This is a genomic window from Pectobacterium nicotianae (assembly GCF_023272715.1).
Lineage (GTDB): Bacteria > Pseudomonadota > Gammaproteobacteria > Enterobacterales > Enterobacteriaceae > Pectobacterium > Pectobacterium brasiliense.
This window is the reverse complement of sequence record NZ_CP096821.1, coordinates 875,789-897,546: the sequence shown is the minus strand read 5'-3', so window position 1 is coordinate 897,546 and position 21,758 is coordinate 875,789. Positions and strand designations below refer to the sequence as shown.

Sequence of the window (21,758 nt, the reverse complement as noted above, 5' to 3'; positions counted from 1 at the left end):
CGCTAGAACTCAAACTGATAGAGCACATCTAATGCCTGGCTAATTCCAGACACCGCTTCCAAGTATAGTTTTGGCATCAGGCGATAACGTAGCGTTAACGTTGCCAAAGAATCGAATATGCCAACACCATATTTCACTTGCAGACCCGGAAGGACGTAGCCGCTGACGACAACCTGAGAATTATCGCCAACACCCTGTGTATCCAGAGCTAAATTACTTACGCCAAAGGCCTCGCCGATTTTACCCACAACTTGACCACTTTGTGCAACCCCTAAACCGACTAACATTGAGGTCATTGCCGAGCTATCTGCTCCACCGCTGTCCAAACCCTGTCCACGCAGCAGATAAGAGAGCGCTTCCTGCTGTGACATCGCCGGATCGGAGAAGACTTCCAGCTTCGGTGTCGCGGCCATGCCAGTGACGCGCACGCCGGCAATGACGTCATTCTCCGTGTTGTCTGGGTTACGAATGGCTTCGATATTCAGGATCGGCTGATCCGGCGGGCCGGAGAACAGAATCAGCCCTTTGCGGACGATCAGATCCTGTCCGTAGGCTTTAAAGCGGCCAGATGGAATGTCGATCTGGCCGTTCAGCCCTAATCCGCGCTCGTCCTGAACCATTTTCAGGTCGCCCTGTAGGCGAGCCGCCAGCCCGAACGCATCCAGCTGTACATCATTACCAACGCGGATCGTCAGGTTACTGTTAATCGGAATCGCGGCGCTGGCTTTCTTCAGCGGCTGGCGCTGGGCATCCAGCATCACTTCATCCGATGACACCGCCACCGCACTTTCCGGCATGTCTTTAACTACGATACGCGCCCACGGAATACTGACCGATCCGTTTAACGCAAACAGCTGCGGCGTGGCTTCGAAGACAATATCCGGTGAGACATCCAGCCGCGCCATCGGCGGAATCGTCACACGTAGCTTCTGGCCTTTCGCCGCAATGCGCGCACGCCAAGCATCAGGCTGCGACCAGTCCGCGTTCCCGCCGAGGTTCAACTGCCCGTTATCCGTTTTCAGGAAGCCTTGCAGCGTTGACGACATCCCACTGAAATTCACCGCCAGCCGCCCGTTGGTCAGATCTACCGGCATCCAGTTGCCGTCAATATCCAACCGCTCCAGCACCATCTGGCCAAAGATCTGAGGACGTGCTGCATCCCCCGCCAGACGCAGGTTCGCATTCAGAATCCCCGCTGCTTTTTCTCCTTTATTCAACGCAGGGTTGAGCAACGCCAGCGAAATATTGTTGATCGTGACGCTGCCGCCGAGGTTGCGTCGGCCCTGTGGATCGGTTACCTGAATATCACCGCTGAAGCGCCCGTTCTCGCGAATCGCCATCAGCCAGCCAAGCTGTGCGCGCCCGCGATCGAGCCCGGCATTCAGCGTAAAGGTATCGAAATCAATCGGCAGCGTGTTGCCCTGCATCTGCTGACGAACGCTCACGCCGTTACCCACCAGCGACACTTTCGCCTGCGGTAAGCCTTGCCCCGCCTGCCAGCTGATATCGGCACCGCCGGTGAACGTCCCGGCCAGCACGGTATCCGCCGTCAGGAACGGTTTCAGCATGGCGAGATCGAAGCGGTTCAGTCGAATACTCGCCTGTCCGCTCGGTCCGGCCTCAATCGCTTTTGGAACACAAAGCTCTGCATTCGGATTCCGCCAGCAGTGCGTGCCGATGGTGATCTTCTGCTGCGCATTCAGGTAATCCAGCGCCATATCCTGCGTCAGACGCCATTCACCCACTGGCGTATCGAAGCGGGTATTGTTCAGCGTGCCGCGCCAGCGCTGTTCCTGACGATCAAAGCTGCCCGAAAGTGCCAGTTGCCCCGCGACCGGTTCGCCCTGCATATTCAGGCGAAGCTGGTGCTGCTTTTCGTTGCCGCTGGCATCCAGCGTCAACAGCGCAATATTCAGGCCGTCCTGCTTTAGCGCTTCAAGACGCACGGCCAGCTTGCCCTGAATCTGCTGCTCAGAGCGCACATCGCCTTCCACCCTCACGCTGCTAATCGTCATCGCCTGCCAGCGCAGGCCGGACGCCGTGATATCCGCCAGCATCTGTGGTTCACGCAGATTGCCACGGAGTTTGAGTGTGCCGATGGCGCGCCCCGCCAGACCGGGCAACATACCGTCCAACGACGGCGCATTGATGTCGGCATCCAATTGCCATTTGTCGCTCAGGTCGCCTTTGACGTTCAGTTGGTTGCGGCCTAGCGCCAGATTCAGCGCTGGAATTGTCCACTGTCCCGCCGCGTTACCGCGCAGTTCGCCTCTGGCCGTGAGCTTATTCGCTTTCACGTTGCCGTCCAGACGCAGTTCCGGCACCTGTAACTGCCAGCTACCGCCATAGACGCTGCCACGTGTCGTAATCTTGCCATCTACTTTAGCCGGCCATTCAGGCCACTGTTTCGCAGTGTTAATCCCGTTCAGCAGTAGCTCGCTGCGCCAGCTTATGGCTTTGCTCCAGTCGATCAGCGCCGTCAGGTCGGCATTCCCCTGCAATGCCGCCAACCGCAGGCGGTTCAACGTAAACTGCTGTTCGTTGCCTTTGCCATCCAGCAGCAGCGTGGCGGGAGGAATATCCGCCCCGCTCAGATCGCCGCGCAGCGACAGCGCATAGTCGGTCGCTTTGCCGTTAAAACGCAGCCTGACGTTGTCAGCTTGATACTGCGTCGCGCCCGTCAGCGGCCAACGCACGCGTTCGGTTTGCAGCGTCAACGCCAGCGGCAGTCCGGCTTCCGCCAGTTTGGTTTGCAGATCCAACTGGGCACGCTGCGGCCCAGAGAGGTTCAGCGCCACATTCAGCTGTTCGCGCAGGCCGCCCTCAACCGTCAGTTTAAGCTTCTCACCTTTGATCGGATCGACGTTCAGCACGCCGTTCGCCGTCAGCGAGACAGGCCAGCTCTCGCTGAGCGTCGCTTCACCGCGCACATTCAGCCCGCCCTGCGGCGATTGGACGATAAGTTTGTCCAGACGCAAATGCTGTTGCTGGGTCGAGGCCTGCACGAACAGGTTATTAATCAAAATGTCCTGATCGCCCATCAGCCGCAGCTGTTCACCGTGAATCTCGACAATATTCAGATCCAACGGCAGCGTGAACTGGGGTAAATCAGGTAATAGCGGTTTGGAGAATAACTCGCTAAGGCGTTCACCTAGCGATTGTTCAGGTACGGCAGGCTTGTCAGAGGTGCTATCCGTTTTGGATGTCGATGCCGTCGGTATTGGTGTCGTGGTGGTGGCTGCCGCGACGGTATTGTTTGCCGCCAGCGCGTTATCGATATGAAGCGTTTGCGAGGAGCCTTGCTCCGCCGCATCGCGTACGTTCGCCGCCGTTTCTTTAATAACCGCGGCCATTTCCGCCGCCGTCACTTTGCCGTCTTCCAGCACGTCGACAGGGGTTTTCGGTAAGGCCACCAGCAGGGCGCTGATTTTGGTCGGCAGCAGCGTCAACGCGCGCCCTTCCCACTGCATGCCAGTGCGGAATTCACTGAGAGAAACCGCCGTGTCATCCACGGTAACCTGAACGTTGCTGAGCGTTAACTGACGCAGTGAAATCGGGAACGGTGCAGAGATTTCCGTTACCGGCGTTGAAGGTGCCGGTGGCTCTGCCGCCACAGGCAAGGCTTTGGTATCTACGACCACATCAATGCGGTTTGCCGAAAGGTCATTGATGCACAGCTGACTTTTGCGCAGACACGCTAGCGCAAGCGACAGATGAAACTCCTCGCTCTTTACCGTCACGCCCGGCATTTGGTAGCTAACATTTTTTAGCGTCAAATCACGCCAGCCGCCGCTTACGCTGGCAATGTCCAGCCCCGGCACCACGCGTGCTGCGGTATTCAGCAACAGATGCAGACCCGGCGTGGTTCCTACCAGTAATCCCAGCCCAACAACGAGCAGCAGTAAGAAGGCGACAAACCCAATGCCGACCCTTTTCCACCAGCGCCCTTTTCGTACTGGCGTCACCGGCACGTTATCCTGCGCGGCGTTTTCTTCTGTAGCCAGATCCTGGGCTTTTTTTTCGTTTTTCTCATCCATCATAATTCAGGCCCCAGCGCGATATAGAACTGAACATCGTTCTTCTTCTCTGCATCGCCGATCGGCATAGCAACATCGAGTTTTACCGGACCAATCGGCGAAGCCCAGCGTACACCGACGCCCGTGCCGGTCTTGAAATTACTGCGTTTGATGTCATTCACTGCTTCACCTGAATCAACAAAAACTGCGCCCCACCATTTTCCCGTGACGTTGTATTGGTATTCGAGCGAGCCGGTCGCCAGCTTGGACGCACCGGTCAGTTTGCCGTCGCTGTCGCGCGGCGAAATAGATTTGTACTTGTACCCACGGATGCTGCGATCGCCACCGGCAAAGAAACGCAGTGAAGGCGGGACGCGGGAGAAATTATTGGTTTCAATCCAGCCCAGATTGCCGCGCGCGACAAAGCGGTGTTTATCCGCCAGCGTACGAATCCAGACGTTTTGCGCCTGAACCACGGCAAAGTCGATATCCGATCCCCAGGTGGTGTCGGAAATGTCGATAGAATAACGTTGCGTATCGCCCCATACCGGCATCAGCCCACCGCGTTGGCGAGTTCGGTTAATGCTGACGCCCGGATAGATCAGCATTGTGGTATCCGTCACGCTAGCCTGCGTAAAGTGATCGAGGCTCCAGCGCAGGTTAATCGCCCGTTGCCAACCGCTGGAGAGATCCCAGTAGCGTGCCACGTTCAGCGTGGTGCCATCGGATTTGGTATCGTTGAGATCTTCGCGCTTGAAGCCGCCTTGCAGCAGGTAATACTGCTCAAGCGGGTTCTTCAGTAAGGGGATTTTGTAGCTAAAATCGAGTGATTGCTCCGGCGCGGACACGCTCAGGCTGCTTTCCAGACTGTGACCCCGTGAATTCACCCAAGGCTTATTCCAGGTCGTTTTAAAGCGTGGGCCAACATCCGTGGCATAGCCGACACCAGTCTCAATACGGTTGCGGGTTCGTGGCGTCACCACGGCTTCCAGCGGCAACACCTTGTCGCTTTTCGACCGATCGAAATCAGGTGAGACCACGACAGAATTAAACCACCCCGTCGCAGAAAGACGGCGGTTTAACTCACCGAGGTCTTCGCTGGTGTAAGCATCACCTTCATGAAACGGCACCAGATTTTGCAGATAGTCATCGCGGATTTGCGCGCCCTGAAAGTGTACGGCGCCAAAGCGATAGCGTTCACCGCTGTCAAAGTCGATATCCCAAAACGCCTCTCTCTCTTCCCGCATCACGCCAAGCTGGCTTTGCTGGAAGCGCGCATCGAAATAGCCTTTGCGTAATGACAAACCATTCAGCCCGCTTTTAAAGCGATCGAAATCGCCATGGTTCAACACCGAACCGATTTCAGGGCGATCGTCTTTAACCAGCTGTTGGTAGTCTTTATCGTCGTGCGCACCACCGCGCAGGGTGATGTTCACCCCGGCAATTTTTACCGGTTCACCGGGAGTCACGGTGGCAATCAATACGGGTCGTCCGCCATTAACGGCAGGCCGGAATTCGAAACCAATCTGTGGATCGTAGTAGCCGAGCGCACGCAATCCCTGACGGATCGCTTCATCGACGCGTGAGCGGAAACGCCCATCGGCATTCACCTCATCAACCGAAATGGTCGATAAGCGTGCCCGTACATTCTTTTGTAACTGCCCTTCCAGCCCCATGACTTGCAGACGCACATTCGCTGCCTGGCTCTCTGGGGCCAGCATCAGCAGCGCACACATCAGGCCAAGAACCCGGTATCGTGGCGCACCGCAGCCAGCAAAGCTATTTTTTTGTCCTGCTATGCCTTTTTGCCCGGTAACGCTTTTTTTTCCAATGAAACTTTTCGTTGAGATGAAAATAGTCACTGAGCTCCCTGATAAAATCGGTCTGTCGCCTAAAACCTATCTCCCCGTCATACTTCAAGCTGCATGTGCGTTGGCTTCCCTTACTCACCCCAGTCACTTACTGATGTAAGCTCCTGGGGATTCGTGCGGTTGCCGCCTGCCTGCAACTCGAATTATTTAGGGTATAGCATGGCTTTTATCACTTCGCCCGCCGCATTGACGGCCGTCGCTGTACGCTTACCTGACAATCCGCCACGCAGCGCCGAAATCTCCTACCAACTTTGCATGATATTAGTGATAAATACTAATTTTCCATCTTAAGAATAGATTTTCACCTACAAACATCAATATGCGGCATTACAGATAAACATTACCTTAACATTAAACACCATGAAGATATAAAGACAGCCCAACGCTTCTTGGTTATGCTTTCCATGAAAGCGGGTTATTTACCCAGTCTAGCTGGAGTTAACAACGTGATGAATTCAATTGATAAAACGCAGCGGATTACGCAATCCGATGCTTTACCGGGGCGTTCCACCCCCATGCCCGTCGCCAGGCTGCATGTCGTGCATGAACATTCCATGACACATGTACCAGACTCGATGTCCGTGGCGATTTTTGCGATGGGCTGCTTCTGGGGCGCGGAGCGTTTGTTCTGGCAACAGCCGGGTATCTACAGCACGGCGGCGGGTTACATTGGCGGTTACACGCCCAACCCGACCTACCGTGAAGTGTGCAACGGGCAGACCGATCATGCCGAAGCAGTGCGCGTCGTTTTCGATCCCGCGGTGATCGACTACGAGCAGTTGCTGCAACTGTTCTGGGAAAATCACGACCCCGCGCAAGGCATGCGTCAGGGCGGCGATATCGGTAGTCAATACCGTTCCGCTATCTATACGCTCACGCCCGAGCAGGAAAAGGCAGCACAGGAAAGCCTTCAACGCTTTCAGCAAGCAATGAGGGAAAACGGTGACGGCCGCGCCATCAGCACAGAAATCGAGCCTGCGGGTCCGTTCTATTATGCGGAAGACGAGCACCAGCAATACCTGTACAAAAACCCGAACGGCTACTGTGGATTAGGCGGTATCGGCGTCTGTCTTCCGCCTCAGCGTTGACCACTGGCGGTAATTTCACCGCTCCTGCTATAATGCGTCCGAACCGGGCAGCGCGTTGCCCGGTTATATACCTCCAATTATTGCTATTAATTTACTCACCTTTCTGAGGATCGCTGCGCTAACTTAGGCTCATGCGAAAACTTTAAAAATGATGTTAAACAGTCTATTACTGATTCTTTTTCTTATTGCCATCAGTGCGTTTTTCTCGCTGTCCGAGATCTCGCTGGCGGCGTCACGTAAAATTAAACTCAAATTGATGGCCGATGAGGGAAACCTCAACGCCGATCTGGTGCTCAAATTTCAGGAAACACCGGGCATCTTCTTTACCGTAATTCAAATTGGCGTCAACGCCGTCGCGATTCTTGCAGGTATCATCGGCGATGCGGCATTTTCCCCGACGTTTTCCATTCTGTTTGAACGCTTCATGTCACCCGAAGCCGCTGATAAAGTCAGCTTCATCTGCTCATTCGTCCTTGTCACCAGCCTGTTCATCCTGTTTGGCGACCTCACCCCGAAACGCATTGGTATGATTGCGCCGGAAGCCGTCGCGGTCCGCATAATCAACCCCATGCGCTTCTGTTTGTTCCTCTTCCGTCCGCTGGTTTGGATCTTTAACGGCCTGGCTAACGTTATTTTCCGTCTGCTCAAGCTGCCGATGGTGCGTAAAGATGACATCACGTCTGATGATATTTATGCCGTGGTGGAAGCCGGTGCGCTGGCTGGCGTGCTGCGTAAGCAGGAACATGAGCTGATCGAGAACGTGTTTGAGCTGGAATCCCGTACCGTGCCGTCTTCGATGACCTCACGCGAAAGCGTGGTCTATTTCGATCTGCGCGAGCAGGAAGACAGTATTAAGGAAAAAATCGCCCAGCAGCCGCATTCCAAGTTTCTGGTTTGCGATGGCACGATCGATCAGATCGTCGGCTACGTGGATTCCAAAGACCTGCTGATTCGGGTGTTGGGAAACCAGAGCCTGACGCTGAGTAGCGGCGTGCAGATTCGTCCAGCGCTGATCGTACCGGATACGCTGACGCTGTCCGAAGCGTTAGAAAGCTTTAAAACCGCGGGCGAAGATTTTGCCGTTATTTTGAACGAATATGCGCTGATCGTCGGCATCATCACCCTTAACGACGTGATGACCACGCTGATGGGCGATCTCGTCGGTCAGGGAATGGAAGAACAGATTGTCGCGCGTGATGAGAATTCATGGCTGGTTGAAGGCGGTACGCCAATAGAAGACGTGATGCGCGCGCTGAATATTGATGATTTCCCGCATTCCGGCAACTACGAAACCATCGGCGGCTTCATGATGTATACGCTGCGGAAAATCCCGAAACGTACCGATGCGGTGCGCTTCTCAGGCTATAAGTTTGAAGTGGTGGATATCGACAGCTACAAGATCGATCAGCTGTTGGTGACGCGTCTGGAAGACCGCCCGATTGTCTCATCAAGCGTGAAGATTGATAGCGACGATTAACCGCCAGAAGACATGCCCAACCAATCGGGCTTCATCACAAACCAGAACGGCCCGCTACGGGCCGTTTCTTTATCACTTATCCCATCTCGGCCTGAAGCCGGATGACCTGGCGATTCACTTCGGACATCACCAGAAGATGCTGCTTATCCTGTTTCTTTGGCAGTAGAATTTTGCCGTAGTCGAACTCAAAAGCACCAACCCCTTTTATGTACAGCCGCCCACGAAACAGGGTTTTCACATACTTGGCGACTTTCAAAGGATTGTAACGTTCGAAGATCCTCATCGTTTTACTCTCCCGTTTTATTTTTTTACGCTCTCCCTTTCGCCAACATGGCTGAGGTTCTGGAGCGCTAATGAGATAACGGATACTGCTAATTAGTGCTGTAAAACGGCATTTAGTTCCCCACTATTCAGTATTCTTAACTGCTTTTACAGATTTTTACAGAGTAGTGTTTAAGGAAACCCCTAGTCATCAGTATAAACCTTCAAAAATAAGGGTTTTGTGCACTCGGGCACAAACCGTTTTATCGCGGAGCAGGACAGACCAGTTTCCTGAATCTACGCTTATTCCATAGCCCGATATTTTCCCTCATTGCCATCGCATCGGGCCCCACACTGAAGGACATACCATGATAAAAATACGCCACCTGCTCCTCGCGCTCTCTATCACGCCTCTGCTGGGGCTCCCAGCCTTAGCCCATACGCTGGTACTCAACCAATTGGTTCCCCCCGTCGGCGTCGCAGACAGAGGAGAACTTCAGTACCTTAATAATCAGTTTAGTTATAAAAACTGGAACAGTGCGCAATTGCCCGGAAAAGTACGGGTGATACAACATATCGCTGGCCGTACCTCAGCCAAAGAGATGAACGATCCGCTCATCTCCGCACTGAAGGCCGCTAACCTACCGCATGATTATTACCAAACGACGACAATCGTGAATACCGACGATGCCATCATCGGCACCAGCATGTTTGTGCGCAGTAGCCTTGAGGACAACAAGAAAGCCTTCCCGTGGTCGCAATTCATTGTCGACAGTAACGGCAACGTGCGGAAGGCCTGGCAGCTACAACCACAAAGCTCAGCTATCGCGGTGTTGGATAAACAGGGGAAAATTCGTTTCGTGAAGGATGGCGCATTGAGCGGACAAGAAGTGCAGCAGGTGATGTCCCTGCTGCGCCAGTTACTGGAAGAGAAATAACGAACCCGACTCTAGCTGATTAAAATAAAGAGACGCGAAAACCGGGGTTGAGGAAGGATTCACGCGGCGTGTAGGACAGCGGGCGCCCTTGCCAATCGTGAATCTGCGCCCCGGCAGCCACCGCCACCGCATGACCCGCCGCCGTATCCCAAATGTTGGTCGGCCCGAAGCGTGGGTAAAGCTGCGCTTCGCCTTCCGCCACCAGACAAAATTTTAGCGATGACCCAATCGCCACCGTCTGGTGCTCACCCAGTTGGCTAAGATAATCTTTCAGTTCACTATCGGCATGAGAACGGCTAACCACCACCAGCGGCGGATGCGCCTGCTTCACCGTAATTTGCCGACGCTGGCCGTTCTCTTCTTTCCAGGCTTTGCCGTCCGCCGCAGAATACATTACACCCGTGACCGGCACATACACCACGCCCAGCACGGCCTGACCGTTCTCGATCAGCGCAATATTCACCGTAAACTCGCCATTGCGGCTAAGGAACTCTTTGGTGCCGTCCAGCGGATCGACCAGCCAATAGCGCTGCCAGTGCCGACGGATTTCCCACTCCGGCGGATCTTCCTCTGACAGCAAAGGAATGTCAGGATACGCCGCAGCCAGCCCGTCCTTAATAACACGATGCGCCGCAAGGTCGGCAGCCGTCACCGGTGAGTCATCTTTCTTGTGCGCAACATCGACAGGATGTTGCCCTTCGTAAACCTGCATAATCGCAGCACCAGCATCGCGAGCCAGTTGGCAAACAGTTTCTAACATGATCGACCTCGTCGTTATCGGTTACACGTAACGCAGACTTCATCTCTGTCATTCATTATACATCTGTGAGGCAATCTACGATTATTGCCATTATTGATGTCATCCTCAGCATTTAGAGACGATAATCACTTTAACTTCATCATGATATGAAAGACACCCCCGATCGCCTCACGCGTCGACAATTACCTCACAAGGAGTTACGCAATGAAGCATTCACTGGCACTCAGCCTGCTTGCTACGCTGGTCGCCACGACCGTTCATGCCGCTACTGTTGATCTACGGGTATTGGAAACCACCGATCTGCACAGCAATATGATGGACTTCGATTACTACAAGGATACGCCAACCGATAAATTTGGTCTGGTGCGTACCGCCAGCCTGATTCACGCCGCGCGCGAACAGGCCACCAACAGCGTGCTGGTGGACAACGGCGATTTGATCCAGGGCAGCCCGCTAGGCGATTACATGGCCGCGAAAGGACTGAAAGCGGGTGACGTGCACCCGGTTTATCAGGCGATGAACACGCTGGACTATTCCGTCGGCAACATCGGTAACCACGAATTCAACTATGGCCTGGACTATCTGCACAAGGCGCTGTCCGGCGCGAAATTCCCTTATGTGAACGCCAACGTGCTAGATGCCAAAACGGGCAAACCGCTATTTACGCCTTACCACATTGAAAACAAATCGGTTACGGATCGCGACGGCAAACAGCATACCCTGCGCATCGGCTATATTGGCTTCGTCCCGCCGCAGGTCATGGTGTGGGATAAAGCCAATCTGACGGGAAAAGTCACCGTAGAAGACATCACGGAGAGTGCCAAAAAGTGGGTACCAGAAATGCGTAAGCAAGGGGCCGATCTGGTGATCGTTATCCCTCATTCCGGCCTTTCTGCCGAGCCGTATAAAGCGATGGCGGAAAACTCTGTTTACTACCTCAGCCAAATTCCCGGGATCGACGCGATCATGTTCGGCCATGCTCACGCGGTTTTCCCCAGCAATGACTTTGCAAACATCAAGGGCGCTGACATCAAACAGGGCACGCTCAACGGCGTGCCTGCGGTGATGCCGGGGCAATGGGGTGACCACCTCGGCGTCGTCGATTTCACGCTGAATAACGACAGCGGCACATGGAAGGTAGAACAGGCGAAAGCGGAAGCCAGACCGATCTATGACAAAGCGCAGAAGAAATCACTGGCGGCGGAAGACGACAAGCTGGTGAAAGTGCTGTCTGATGCGCACCAGAATACGCGCGAATTTGTCAGCAAGCCGATTGGTAAATCCGCAGACAACATGTACAGCTACCTGTCGCTGATTCAGGACGATCCTACGGTGCAGATCGTCAACAATGCTCAGCGCGCCTATGTGGAACACTTTATTCAGGGCGATCCCGATCTGGCCGATCTGCCGGTACTTTCAGCCGCTGCACCGTTTAAAGCCGGTGGACGTAAAAACGATCCTGCCAGCTATGTCGAAGTGGAAAAAGGCCAGCTCACCTTCCGTAACGCTGCCGATCTGTATCTCTACCCGAATACGCTGGTGGTGGTGAAAGTTAACGGGCAGCAGGTACAGGAGTGGCTGGAATGCTCTGCGGGTCAGTTCAAACAAATCGATCCAAGCAAGCGTGAACCGCAATCTCTGCTCAACTGGGACGGCTTCCGCACCTATAACTTCGACGTGATCGATGGCGTCAATTATCAGATTGATGTGACACAGCCTGCCCGCTATGACAGCGAGTGCGCGTTAATTAACGATAAATCGCACCGTATCAAAGGGCTGACGTTTAACGGCAAACCGATCGATCCCAAAGCGACCTTCCTGATCGCCACCAATAACTATCGCGCCTACGGTGAGAAATTTGCCGGTACGGGTGAGAAGTATGTGGCCTTCGCCTCGCCGGATGAAAACCGCTCCGTTCTGGCGGCCTACATCAGCGCGGAAACGCAAAAATCGGGAGAAGTGAAGCCACAGGCGGATAACAACTGGCGTCTGGCACCTATCGTCAGCGACACGCCGCTGGATATCCGTTTTGAGACATCACCGTCTGAAAAAGCCACGGCGTTTATCAAAGAGAAAGCCCAGTACCCGATGACGTCCGTCGGCAATGATGAAACGGGCTTTGCGGTTTATCGCCTTGACCTGCAACACGCTAAATAAAGACTGACAGCGATGTCATCCACAGGCTCCTGCTTCGGTGGGAGCCTGAACGGAAGTTTTACAGCGGCTCAACCGAGTTATTTGCTGACGCATCAAACTTCTTTTGGGATAACAGCACGTTATCCATATTCTGCTCCGCCCAATAGGTAAGCTCGGCAATCGGCTTAGCCAGCGTTTTTCCCATTACGGTTGAGGCGTATTCCACTGTCACCGGAATGGTTGGGAAAACCGTTCGTTCGACAAAGCCGTCACGTACCAGATTCTTCAGCGTTTGCGACAGGACCTTTTGTGAAATCCCTTCCACATCGCGTTTTAACTGATTAAAGCGCATCGGTCGTTCAACCAGAATATTCAGAATCAGCAACGTCCACTTATCCCCCACGCGATCCAAAATCATGCGGGTCGGGCAGTTTTGCGCATAAACATCATAGCGTTTGCTCATTATCGCGTTTCCATCTGGTTACCTTGAAGATACCAACTCACTTAAAAGTGCTGTCTTAACAGAACCACGAGGCTCCGATATAGTCCTCACATTATAAAGTTAGTATCCATTAGAAAGCACGTATCACTCGCAGGCTACATGACAAGGCCACGGCGTATCGTTGATAAACACAGAGAAATGAGGATAGGTTATGTCAAAAGCAGTCGTTATTTATCATTCAGGCTACGGCCACACCCAGCGTTTGGCTACTGCCGTAGCCGAAGGCGCTAACGCCGAGCTGATTGCCATCGATGCGGAAGGAAATATCAGCGATGCCGAGTGGGAGCAACTCGCCGCTGCTGACGCCATTATTTTCGGTACACCGACCTACATGGGTGGCCCAACCTGGCAGTTCAAGAAATTCGCAGATGCCAGCTCTAAAGCCTGGTTCTCCCGCAGCTGGAGCAACAAAGTGTTTGGCGGCTTTACTAACAGCGCCAGCCTGAACGGTGACAAGCAGGTCACGCTGATTTATCTGCAAACGCTGGCTTCACAGCACGGCGGAATTTGGGTCAGCCTGAATCAACTGCCTTCCAATGCCAAAGCGGCAAAACGCGATGATTTGAATAACCTCGGTGGTTCTGTCGGTCTGCTGGCACAGACGCCGTCTGACGCCAGCGTAGATGAAGTGGTCGCGGGCGATCTGGCGACCGGTAAGCTGTACGGCCAGCGCATTGCTGACATCGCCGCAAAACTGGCTAACTAGTTTAGCAACACACTCTACGTACCATTATCCAATGCATAAGCGCCGCCCTTTCGCGGCGCTTTTTTTATCCGCTAGTCGCGAAACGATCCCCGCCCATTGCGATAGTACCCATTCCCCCGTTCATGCCCGCGTCTGTCCCAATCACCGCGACGCGGCCCGCGATCGTCAACGTAGCGAGGGGGATCAAAGCGGCGCTTATCATAATCGCGCCTGTCACGCTGACTCTCACGCCACCAGCGGGCATCGCGCCAGCGCCAACCATCCCAATAGTAACCGTGCTGATTACGTTCACCACGGTGGTAACCCCGGTGCTCCTGCCACCAGCGCTCGCTGCGCCAGTCATAGCCATCCCAGTAATTACCTCGTCTGTCACGCTCACCGATATTCAACGTGACGCCGGGCATCAGATCGATGCTGGCACCCTTAGCCTCTGGCGTTGGCATGACCGCAAACATTCCTACAAACAGGGCACTGATGACGAGTGGCTTAAACATAGGGTAACTCCTTGCTCACCGCGACTGCGGCCTGACAGAGATATACGGGGAATTCCCCTACGCCACTATCAGATAAATACTTATTTTCCTAATTTTACCGTTCTTAACGTTTCGCTAATGCCTATGCACGCTATTCATCAGCACGCTATTAATTCATTAATAAATTTAATACTAAAAATCCACTCAAGCACCAATAAATGCAGACTTAAAGATTAACCATAGGGAATAAATATTAGAAATATTCACCTTAGCGCCAATACTTACTTTAAGAATATCCATCATTCATAGAGGAAGCAGCGATGAGCGAAAACTATACGGTGGGAGATTATTTACTGGATCGTCTGACACAGATTGGTATTCAGCATCTCTTCGGGGTGCCGGGCGATTACAACCTGCATTTCCTCGATCATGTCATCAGGCATCCGGAGATCGCCTGGGTGGGCTGCGCGAACGAGTTAAACGCCGCTTACGCCGCCGATGGCTACGCGCGATGCCGTCCGGCGGCGGCCCTACTCACCACGTTCGGTGTCGGCGAGCTCAGTGCGATTAACGGTATCGCAGGCAGCTACGCAGAATGCCTGCCCGTCATTCACATTGCCGCTGCGCCCAGTCTCGCGTCACAACACAACGGTGAATTACTCCATCACACATTAGGCGACGGCGACTTTAGCCACTTTTCCCGCATGGCGGCAGAAGTCACCGTTGCCCAAGCCAGCCTCACCGTCGAGAACGCCACCACAGAGATCGACAGGGTCATTGGAGAAGCGCTTGCTCAGCACAAGCCGGTATATCTGTTTCTGCCCTTGGACGTGGCTGCGGCACCGGCTGGAACACGACCGTATTCGCTCGTTATCCCTGAACCATTACGCTCTGATGAGTCACTGCAAGCCTTTGTTAGCGCCGCCACAGCGATGCTGAGTGAGGCAAAATCGGTCTCATTATTGGCAGATTTTCTGGCTCAGCGCGTTGGCGTTGCAGAGCAAATCCAACGCTGGCTCGATAAAACGCCGCTCCCCCACGCCACCTTACTGATGGGGAAAGGCACGCTAAACGAACAGCATCGCAGCTTTACCGGCACCTACGCGGGTGGCGGCAGTCACGAAGCGATCCGGGCACACATCGAAGACGCGGATGTCATCATCAGCATTGGCGTACGCTACACCGATACGATTACCACTGGCTTCAGCCACCAGATTCCCAGCGAAAAAAACATCGATATCCAGCCCACGCTGGCGCGTGTCGGCAGTCAGGTTTTCCCCGCTATTCCAATGTCAGATGCTATCACCGCGCTGGAAAAAATCACTGCGACGCTTGCGTCCCGTTGGGATCACCGCACCATTACGCCGCCGTCCTTACCACCATCAGAGCACACAGACACGCTCAATCAGCGGGAGTTGTGGCAACAGATGCAGCGTTTCCTCCGTTCCGGCGATATTCTCGTGACCGACCAGGGCACCTCCTGCTTTGGCGCCGCGGCGCTTCGGTTACCGAGCCACTGCCACTTCATCGTCCAGCCGCTGTGGGGATCGATAGGCTATTCTTTGCCAGCCGCATTCGGCGCACAAATAGCTGAGCCGGAACGGCGCGTGGTGCTGTTGATCGGCGACGGATCGCTGCAGCTCACCGTACAGGAGCTTGGCTCTATCATTCGGGATCGTTTGAACATGGTCATTGTGGTACTGAATAACGAAGGCTATACGGTCGAACGCGCCATCCACGGCCCAGAACAGCGCTACAACGATATCGCGGCCTGGAACTGGACGCAGCTTCCCGCCGCGCTGGGCGCGGATGAAAACGAGATACTCTGCAAACAGGTGTGTTCACCCGTTGCCCTCGCGCAGGTGCTTGAGCAGGTGAACGCCGCGTCTCGCTTCTCGCTCATTGAGGTGGTATTGCCGAGAATGGATATTCCCGCGCTCTTACACACCATCACGCAGTCGCTTGAGACCCGCAATACCGTACAGTAGAACGGCATACTTTTTACCGCCTACCTCGTAAGCGGTATATTCAACGATTAAAGATGTATTTAAAATGCAATTTATAAACTGCATTCGTTGAGAGGCATCATCATGGCATACCGCGATCAATCCCTGGGTGAGTTGGCTATCGCTATTCCGCGCGCAACCAAACTCTTTCGTGAACTTAATCTGGACTTCTGCTGCGGCGGAAAGCAAACGCTCAGCCGCGCGGCGGGCAAAAAAGATCTCAATATCGACGAGCTGGAAGCACAGCTAGAAAAACTGGCCGCGCAGCCTTCTGATGCGCGCGACTGGCGTGAAGCACCGCTGGCCGACATTATCGCGTACATCATCCCTCGCTTTCACGATCGCCACCGCGAACAGCTGCCAGAGCTGATTCTGATGGCAGAAAAAGTCGAGCGCGTGCATCACGATAAAGCCGACTGCCCGCACGGCCTCGCAAACCAGCTGACCGCCATCTATAACGAGCTGTCTCAGCATATGATGAAAGAAGAGCGCATCCTCTTCCCGATGATCAGTCAGGGAATGGGCGCGAATGCTGCCGCTCCGATTTCAGTGATGGAGCATGAGCACGATGACGCTGGGCGTGATGTGGAAGTAGTCAAAGAGCTGACCAACGGCGTTGTGCCGCCGGAAGGTGCCTGCAATACCTGGCGTGCGCTGTACTCCGGTATCAACGAGTTCATTACCGACCTGATGGAACACATCCATCTGGAAAACAATTTGCTGTTCCCACGCGCGCTGCGCGGTGAGTAAGTAATGTCGTTTTAATAAAAAACAAAGTAATTAAAAACAATTAAGTAGAAACAAAAAGGCGCTCAATGAGCGCCTTTCTTTTGTCTGGAGATTACAGAATTTCCAGCAGTTCCACTTCAAAAATCAGCGCGCTGAACGGCGGAATGGAAGCACCCGCGCCACGTTCGCCATACGCCAAATTGTGCGGAATATAGAGTTCCCACTTGGAACCAACTGGCATCAGCGTCAGCGCTTCAATCCAGCCTGGAATCACGCCGCTTACTGGGAATTCAGCAGGTTGACCACGCTGGACGGAGCTGTCGAACACGCTACCGTCAATCAGACGACCGGTGTAATGCACACGTACGCGATCCTGACGAGCTGGGATCGAACCTTCACCCTGCGTCAACACGCGGAATTGCAGACCCGATTCCGTGCTGTTCACGCCTTCTTTCTGCGCGTTTTCGGCCAGGAACTGCTGACCTTCTACCGCCAGCACCTGTTGGCGCTCGCGACGTACCGCATCAGCACGCTCGTGAATTTCACGCAGCGCACGATGAACCACATCCACAGGCACCGCAGGCGCATTACCTTCCAGCGCGTCACGTAAACCAGCAAGCAGAGCTTCTGGGATCAGGCCTTCAAGACCTGATTCCTGTAACTGTTGACCAACCTGTAAGCCGATGCCGTAACTTGCCTGCGCTTCGACGCTATCAAAAGAAGGAGTTGTCATGGATGTTCCTTTTAATCTGTAAAAAACTGAAAGCGCAGCATAACAGCGACGGGGATTGGGGTAAAATCCTGTGTGCAGGTAATCACGTTAACCGCACACCAGCCAAGCCATTCCGGGAAGCTGGCCTATACTGGTAGTTCTGATGTTGCTATCGCACGGGTTGCCTTAATCATCAACGCGTTAACTGGTCAGCCCATGCGGATTATCGGTATACTGGATTGCGTTATTATCCTGATACTGTTTTTATGCCGACGCCGCATGGCTACTGGTATAGCTTAGTGACTGGCATAGCGTTGTTAGTGACATCATTTTTATACTGATTGTTTTTATACTGAACTGTAGTAAGAGAGGTCACCATGGGCAGAATTGCGCCCAGGAAGCGGAAAACCACCTGGGATTATCAAACGCTAGTACGCTTCTGCCAGCGAATCATCCAGCGGCAGCCCTCACATGCTGTAGCCGTAGAAAACGACGGGGAACGCGAAGAGCAGGAACAACTGCCCTCTCCTTCCCTGCGCGAACGTCTTGGTGTCATGCTACAGAAAGTCTGGCATCTGCCCGACGGTTATCACTGGATGGAACCGTTGCCGTTCTTCCATCGCCGCGGGATTTTAATCGCTATCGCACTGCTGCTCGTCGTGCTGCTCTGGCCTTACAGCGCACAACATCCGCAGCCAGCCCGTACCACGCCCGTACCTCTTACGCAGGCAGACAATCAGGCGGCGATGCAGGCCGTGATTATTGAAAACCAGCCTTCCATACCCCAGCAGCAGCCTGCGGCTACCGAGCCTCCGACGCAGTCATCAGCACCGTGGCGACAGTATGAGATCGCCTCGGGGCAAACGCTGGCCCAGCTCTTTCGGGATAACAATCTGCCCGTCAGCGATGTGTTCGCGATGGCTCAGGTGGAAGGCCGGGATAAACCGCTCAGCAATTTACGGGCAGGTCAGGCAGTCAAATTACAGCTGAATGCACAAGGTATGGTCGCCGAACTGGAGATCGAAACCACGGCGAACCAGACGATTCGGTTCACCCGCGGTGCGGACGGTGCCTTTACTCGCACTCGCTAGCGAACCAACCGTTCCAATAGAAAATCGCGCAGAACGATAGCATGGTTGTGCTGCGCGTCTTTGCTGCCATAAAGCAGCGTGATTGCCTGCTTCTCTTCAAGTAACGCCAACAGCCTGCCGCACGCCGAGCCATGCGCTAACTCATTACGATAATAATCCACAAATTCCGCCCAGCGTTCAGGTTCGGCGTGAAACCATTTGCGCAACTCGCTGCTCGGCGCGATATCTTTAAACCACTCAACCCCCTCCAGACGCACTTTGCTGATGCCACGCGGCCACAGGCGGTCAATCAGAAAAGTGTGGGGGGAGAAAGGGGCGTGTGCGTCATAAACACGGGTGAGATGAATCAAGTCAGACATGCAGCCTCCGGCCTGCTTTTTAGGTATAGGTAATGATAGGTCATTTCCCGATCCCTAAAATGCAAAACGCTGGCACAAGGCCAGCGTTTCACATGTTAACTAAAGTGTTAATTCAACGATAAACGTGAATTACGCTTCAGCAACAACAACAACATTCAGTTCAGCAAAGACATCGCTGTGTACCTGGAAGCTCACTTCGTGCTCACCCAGAGTACGCAGAACGCCGTTCGGCAGGCGAACTTCGCTCTTAGCAATGTCAACACCGGCAGCCGTTACCGCATCAGCGATATCGCGAGTACCGATGGAACCGAACAGTTTACCTTCGTCGCCTGCTTTAGACGCGATGGTAACGCTACCCAGTTCTTTGATCTTAGCAGCGCGAGCTTCAGCAGCTGCCAGAACGTCAGCCAGTTTGGCTTCCAGTTCAGCACGGCGTGCTTCGAAGAACTCAACGTTTTTCTTGGTTGCCGGGACAGCTTTGCCCTGTGGAACCAGGAAGTTACGAGCGTAGCCCGCTTTAACGTTTACCTGATCACCCAGGCTGCCCAGGTTTGCTACTTTATCAAGCAGAATAACTTGCATTACTTTATCCTCTCAAAGTCTCGTTAATGGACAGTGGCCGATTACTGATGACGGTCAGTGTACGGCAACAAAGACAAGTAACGCGCACGCTTGATAGCGCGGGCCAGCTGACGCTGGTATTTTGCACGAGTACCGGTGATACGGCTCGGAACAATCTTGCCGCTTTCAGTGATATAGTTTTTCAGCGTAGCGATATCTTTGTAATCAATCTCTACAACGCCTTCCGCGGTGAAACGGCAGAATTTGCGACGACGGAAATAACGTGCCATGTGGCTAGTCTCCAGAATCTATCAATTCAATCTGCTCGGCATGTAACACTATCTTGCTCAGACCATTGCGCCCTTGATGGCAGCTAATGAACCCGTGCACGGTAAGTTGCGTGCCGACCGTTATACTGTGGGTAACTGCTTGTGACGAGAGTCCGCTGACAATCACGGGCATACGACACCATGCTTGCCGACTCAATCCGGCCTCCTCCTGTGTCGAGCGGTGCTCAAGCACAAACTGACAGTGAGGAATGCCTGACGGGCTGACTTTACGAATGGGCGTCTTGCACACTGTGCCGGACAACACCAGACGATTCACCGTCACCACAACAATTACTCTTCAGAATCCCCTGCATCCACATCATCGCCAGCTTCAGCGAAATCTTCACGACGCTCACGGCGTTCGTCTTTCGCTTTCACCATTGGAGATGCTTCAGTTACCGCGTGCTTAACGCGCATAACCATGCTGCGGATAACGGCATCGTTAAAGCGGAAGTTTGTTTCCAGCTCATCGATCGCTTCCTGCGGCGCTTCAACGTTCAGCAGAACGTAGTGAGCTTTGTGCAGTTTGTTGATCGGGTAAGCCAGCTGACGGCGGCCCCAGTCTTCCAGACGGTGGATCGTGCCCTGCGCACCAGTAATGGTAGCAGTGTAGCGCTCGATCATGCCCGGAACCTGTTCGCTCTGGTCAGGATGAACCATAAATACGATTTCGTAATGACGCATCGAATTGCTCCTTACGGATTATTCAGCCTCCTGTCTGGGTCAACCGCGGCCCGTGGAGGCAAGGAACGTGTATGTGTGCGGCTGAAAAAATGACGCGTAAGTATAGTGCCCGACATTAAAGAACACAAGGAAGAAACACGGGAGTTTTCTACGTGGCGATATTTAAGCGTTCGGGACGGGATTACAGCGTCCGCTGGAAGAAATCAGCCCCCGCTTGCAGCGCCGTTGGCGTAATGCGATGCCCCACGCCCGGCTCGGTCAAATACGTCAGATTAGCAAGCTTATCGCGCGCCTGTAATGCCTGATAGAGACGAGCGCTTTCTGCCGCCGGCACGACATCATCCGCTTCACCGTGCCACACCAGCAGCGGTCGATCGGACAGCGCGTCCAGACGCGTAGTGACATCATAATCGGCCAGTTTGCTCGCTAACGTCTGCAACACCGCTTGATTTTCCTCACTATCGGCCGGAACCGGAGGAAACAGCGCGGACGATAGCGTAGAGAAATAGCCCGATCCCATAAACGCCGCCACCGCGCTAATCCAGGGATAACGCGCCATACAACCAAGCGCACTCATTCCACCGAGCGACGCACCGCAAACGCCAATCCGCTCACCATCAATCAGGCCACGCTGCCGATATTCCGCTACATAGCCGGGGAGTTCTTCAATATTCGATTGCAGAATATCCCAGAAGTGGCGCAACCGCCGTGCGTCATTCCCGTCATAGCGCGCACCGTGCATGGCCGCATCGGCCAAAATCACCCGAAATCCAGCCTGAGCCAACGCATAGCCAAAATACGAGTACACCTCTTTTGATGAAGTGTAACCATGAAAGAAAAAAATCGTCGGAAGGGGCTGCTCTCTCCTTCCCGCTGGGGCCGCGTGAATCGTTTCAATACCGCTACCGAGTTTATCCAGTGACATTTCGACCATATTTCCCTCGTTTTCTGTTCTGTCAGCCTATTTTTATGTAGCGAAATCGTATTTAGCAGAAAGAGGATGACCTTCTACGATAACCCACTCACAGCCATTTTCTTATCTCCGTGTCGTCACTGATT

At 53.8% G+C, this 21,758-nt stretch carries 21 protein-coding genes; 8 read left to right on the top strand and 13 right to left on the bottom strand.

The genetic code is table 11. The features are described from left to right. Positions 1-2: 2 nt before the first annotated feature. Positions 3-4,040 carry an autotransporter assembly complex protein TamB gene (tamB, locus tag MYB54_RS03985; RefSeq protein WP_248721536.1) on the bottom strand — a complete coding sequence of 1,346 codons (4,038 nt, stop codon included), beginning with the start codon at positions 4,038-4,040 and terminating at the stop codon, positions 3-5. Continuing rightward, a complete protein-coding gene (gene tamA / locus MYB54_RS03980) occupies positions 4,037-5,752 on the bottom strand; it encodes an autotransporter assembly complex protein TamA (protein ID WP_039285256.1) in 1,716 nt (571 codons plus the stop codon). The genes tamB and tamA overlap by 4 nt, the downstream gene beginning before the upstream one ends. Before the next feature lie 584 nt (positions 5,753-6,336). Between tamA and msrA the strand changes: the two genes are divergently transcribed. Both msrA and paeA read left to right on the top strand, forming a co-directional pair. Further along, on the top strand, positions 6,337-6,975 hold the full coding sequence (gene msrA, locus MYB54_RS03975) for a peptide-methionine (S)-S-oxide reductase MsrA (protein ID WP_248721945.1): 639 nt from the start codon (positions 6,337-6,339) through the stop codon (positions 6,973-6,975). 151 nt (positions 6,976-7,126) lie between these two features. Beyond that, a complete protein-coding gene (gene paeA, locus MYB54_RS03970; RefSeq protein ID WP_205544892.1) occupies positions 7,127-8,452 on the top strand; it encodes a polyamine export protein PaeA in 1,326 nt (441 codons plus the stop codon). A 76-nt stretch (positions 8,453-8,528) separates the two neighbouring features. Here the strand turns inward: paeA and MYB54_RS03965 are convergent, their stop codons facing one another. Next, positions 8,529-8,735, bottom strand: coding sequence for a stringent response modulator YtfK (locus MYB54_RS03965; protein ID WP_005974755.1), 207 nt, complete (start codon positions 8,733-8,735; stop codon positions 8,529-8,531). Positions 8,736-9,081: 346 nt separating this feature from the next. On the opposite strand from MYB54_RS03965, the gene MYB54_RS03960 reads away from it, so the two are divergent. Further along, a complete protein-coding gene (locus tag MYB54_RS03960; RefSeq protein WP_014916515.1) occupies positions 9,082-9,651 on the top strand; it encodes a YtfJ family protein in 570 nt (189 codons plus the stop codon). Positions 9,652-9,670: 19 nt separating this feature from the next. Here MYB54_RS03960 and cysQ read toward each other — a convergent pair whose 3' ends face one another. Beyond that, positions 9,671-10,411 (bottom strand): 3'(2'),5'-bisphosphate nucleotidase CysQ, encoded by a 741-nt coding sequence (cysQ, locus tag MYB54_RS03955; protein WP_014916516.1) that lies wholly within the window; start codon positions 10,409-10,411, stop codon positions 9,671-9,673. Between the two features lie 204 nt (positions 10,412-10,615). On the opposite strand from cysQ, the gene MYB54_RS03950 reads away from it, so the two are divergent. Next, on the top strand, positions 10,616-12,568 hold the full coding sequence (locus tag MYB54_RS03950; protein ID WP_205569156.1) for a bifunctional 2',3'-cyclic-nucleotide 2'-phosphodiesterase/3'-nucleotidase: 1,953 nt from the start codon (positions 10,616-10,618) through the stop codon (positions 12,566-12,568). Between the two features lie 58 nt (positions 12,569-12,626). On the opposite strand, the gene MYB54_RS03945 is transcribed toward MYB54_RS03950, so the two are convergent. Beyond that, a complete protein-coding gene (locus tag MYB54_RS03945) occupies positions 12,627-13,010 on the bottom strand; it encodes a winged helix-turn-helix transcriptional regulator (RefSeq protein ID WP_248721535.1) in 384 nt (127 codons plus the stop codon). Positions 13,011-13,200: 190 nt separating this feature from the next. Between MYB54_RS03945 and MYB54_RS03940 the strand changes: the two genes are divergently transcribed. Further along, a complete protein-coding gene (locus MYB54_RS03940) occupies positions 13,201-13,755 on the top strand; it encodes a flavodoxin family protein (RefSeq protein ID WP_010279026.1) in 555 nt (184 codons plus the stop codon). A gap of 71 nt (positions 13,756-13,826) precedes the next feature. On the opposite strand, the gene MYB54_RS03935 is transcribed toward MYB54_RS03940, so the two are convergent. Then, on the bottom strand, positions 13,827-14,249 hold the full coding sequence (locus MYB54_RS03935) for a DUF2502 domain-containing protein (RefSeq protein ID WP_039509812.1): 423 nt from the start codon (positions 14,247-14,249) through the stop codon (positions 13,827-13,829). Positions 14,250-14,548: 299 nt separating this feature from the next. On the opposite strand from MYB54_RS03935, the gene ipdC reads away from it, so the two are divergent. Both ipdC and ytfE read left to right on the top strand, forming a co-directional pair. Next, the gene (gene ipdC / locus MYB54_RS03930) at positions 14,549-16,216 is read left to right on the top strand and encodes an indolepyruvate decarboxylase (protein WP_248721534.1); all 1,668 of its coding nucleotides are present in this window, start codon (positions 14,549-14,551) and stop codon (positions 16,214-16,216) included. A 102-nt stretch (positions 16,217-16,318) separates the two neighbouring features. After that, positions 16,319-16,984 carry an iron-sulfur cluster repair protein YtfE gene (ytfE, locus tag MYB54_RS03925; protein WP_010279034.1) on the top strand — a complete coding sequence of 222 codons (666 nt, stop codon included), beginning with the start codon at positions 16,319-16,321 and terminating at the stop codon, positions 16,982-16,984. Between the two features lie 91 nt (positions 16,985-17,075). Here the strand turns inward: ytfE and bamJ are convergent, their stop codons facing one another. Continuing rightward, positions 17,076-17,696 (bottom strand): BamJ family beta-barrel-assembly machinery protein, encoded by a 621-nt coding sequence (gene bamJ / locus MYB54_RS03920; RefSeq protein ID WP_248721533.1) that lies wholly within the window; start codon positions 17,694-17,696, stop codon positions 17,076-17,078. 356 nt (positions 17,697-18,052) lie between these two features. On the opposite strand from bamJ, the gene MYB54_RS03915 reads away from it, so the two are divergent. After that, positions 18,053-18,766 (top strand): LysM-like peptidoglycan-binding domain-containing protein, encoded by a 714-nt coding sequence (locus MYB54_RS03915; protein ID WP_014916522.1) that lies wholly within the window; start codon positions 18,053-18,055, stop codon positions 18,764-18,766. On the opposite strand, the gene MYB54_RS03910 is transcribed toward MYB54_RS03915, so the two are convergent. From MYB54_RS03910 to yjfP, 6 genes are all read right to left on the bottom strand, one after another. Beyond that, on the bottom strand, positions 18,763-19,125 hold the full coding sequence (locus MYB54_RS03910; protein ID WP_014916523.1) for a DUF488 domain-containing protein: 363 nt from the start codon (positions 19,123-19,125) through the stop codon (positions 18,763-18,765). The genes MYB54_RS03915 and MYB54_RS03910 overlap by 4 nt on opposite strands. A gap of 129 nt (positions 19,126-19,254) precedes the next feature. After that, entirely contained in the window at positions 19,255-19,707 is a 453-nt protein-coding gene (gene rplI, locus MYB54_RS03905; protein WP_010279043.1) for a 50S ribosomal protein L9, read from the bottom strand. 41 nt (positions 19,708-19,748) lie between these two features. Further along, entirely contained in the window at positions 19,749-19,976 is a 228-nt protein-coding gene (gene rpsR / locus MYB54_RS03900) for a 30S ribosomal protein S18 (RefSeq protein WP_005974788.1), read from the bottom strand. Between the two features lie 4 nt (positions 19,977-19,980). Beyond that, positions 19,981-20,301, bottom strand: coding sequence for a primosomal replication protein N (priB, locus tag MYB54_RS03895; RefSeq protein ID WP_015841576.1), 321 nt, complete (start codon positions 20,299-20,301; stop codon positions 19,981-19,983). 5 nt (positions 20,302-20,306) lie between these two features. After that, positions 20,307-20,699, bottom strand: a complete 393-nt coding sequence (gene rpsF, locus MYB54_RS03890; RefSeq protein WP_005974793.1) for a 30S ribosomal protein S6 — start codon at positions 20,697-20,699, stop codon at positions 20,307-20,309. A 181-nt stretch (positions 20,700-20,880) separates the two neighbouring features. Next, positions 20,881-21,633, bottom strand: coding sequence for an esterase (gene yjfP / locus MYB54_RS03885; protein ID WP_014916524.1), 753 nt, complete (start codon positions 21,631-21,633; stop codon positions 20,881-20,883). Positions 21,634-21,758: the final 125 nt, after the last annotated feature.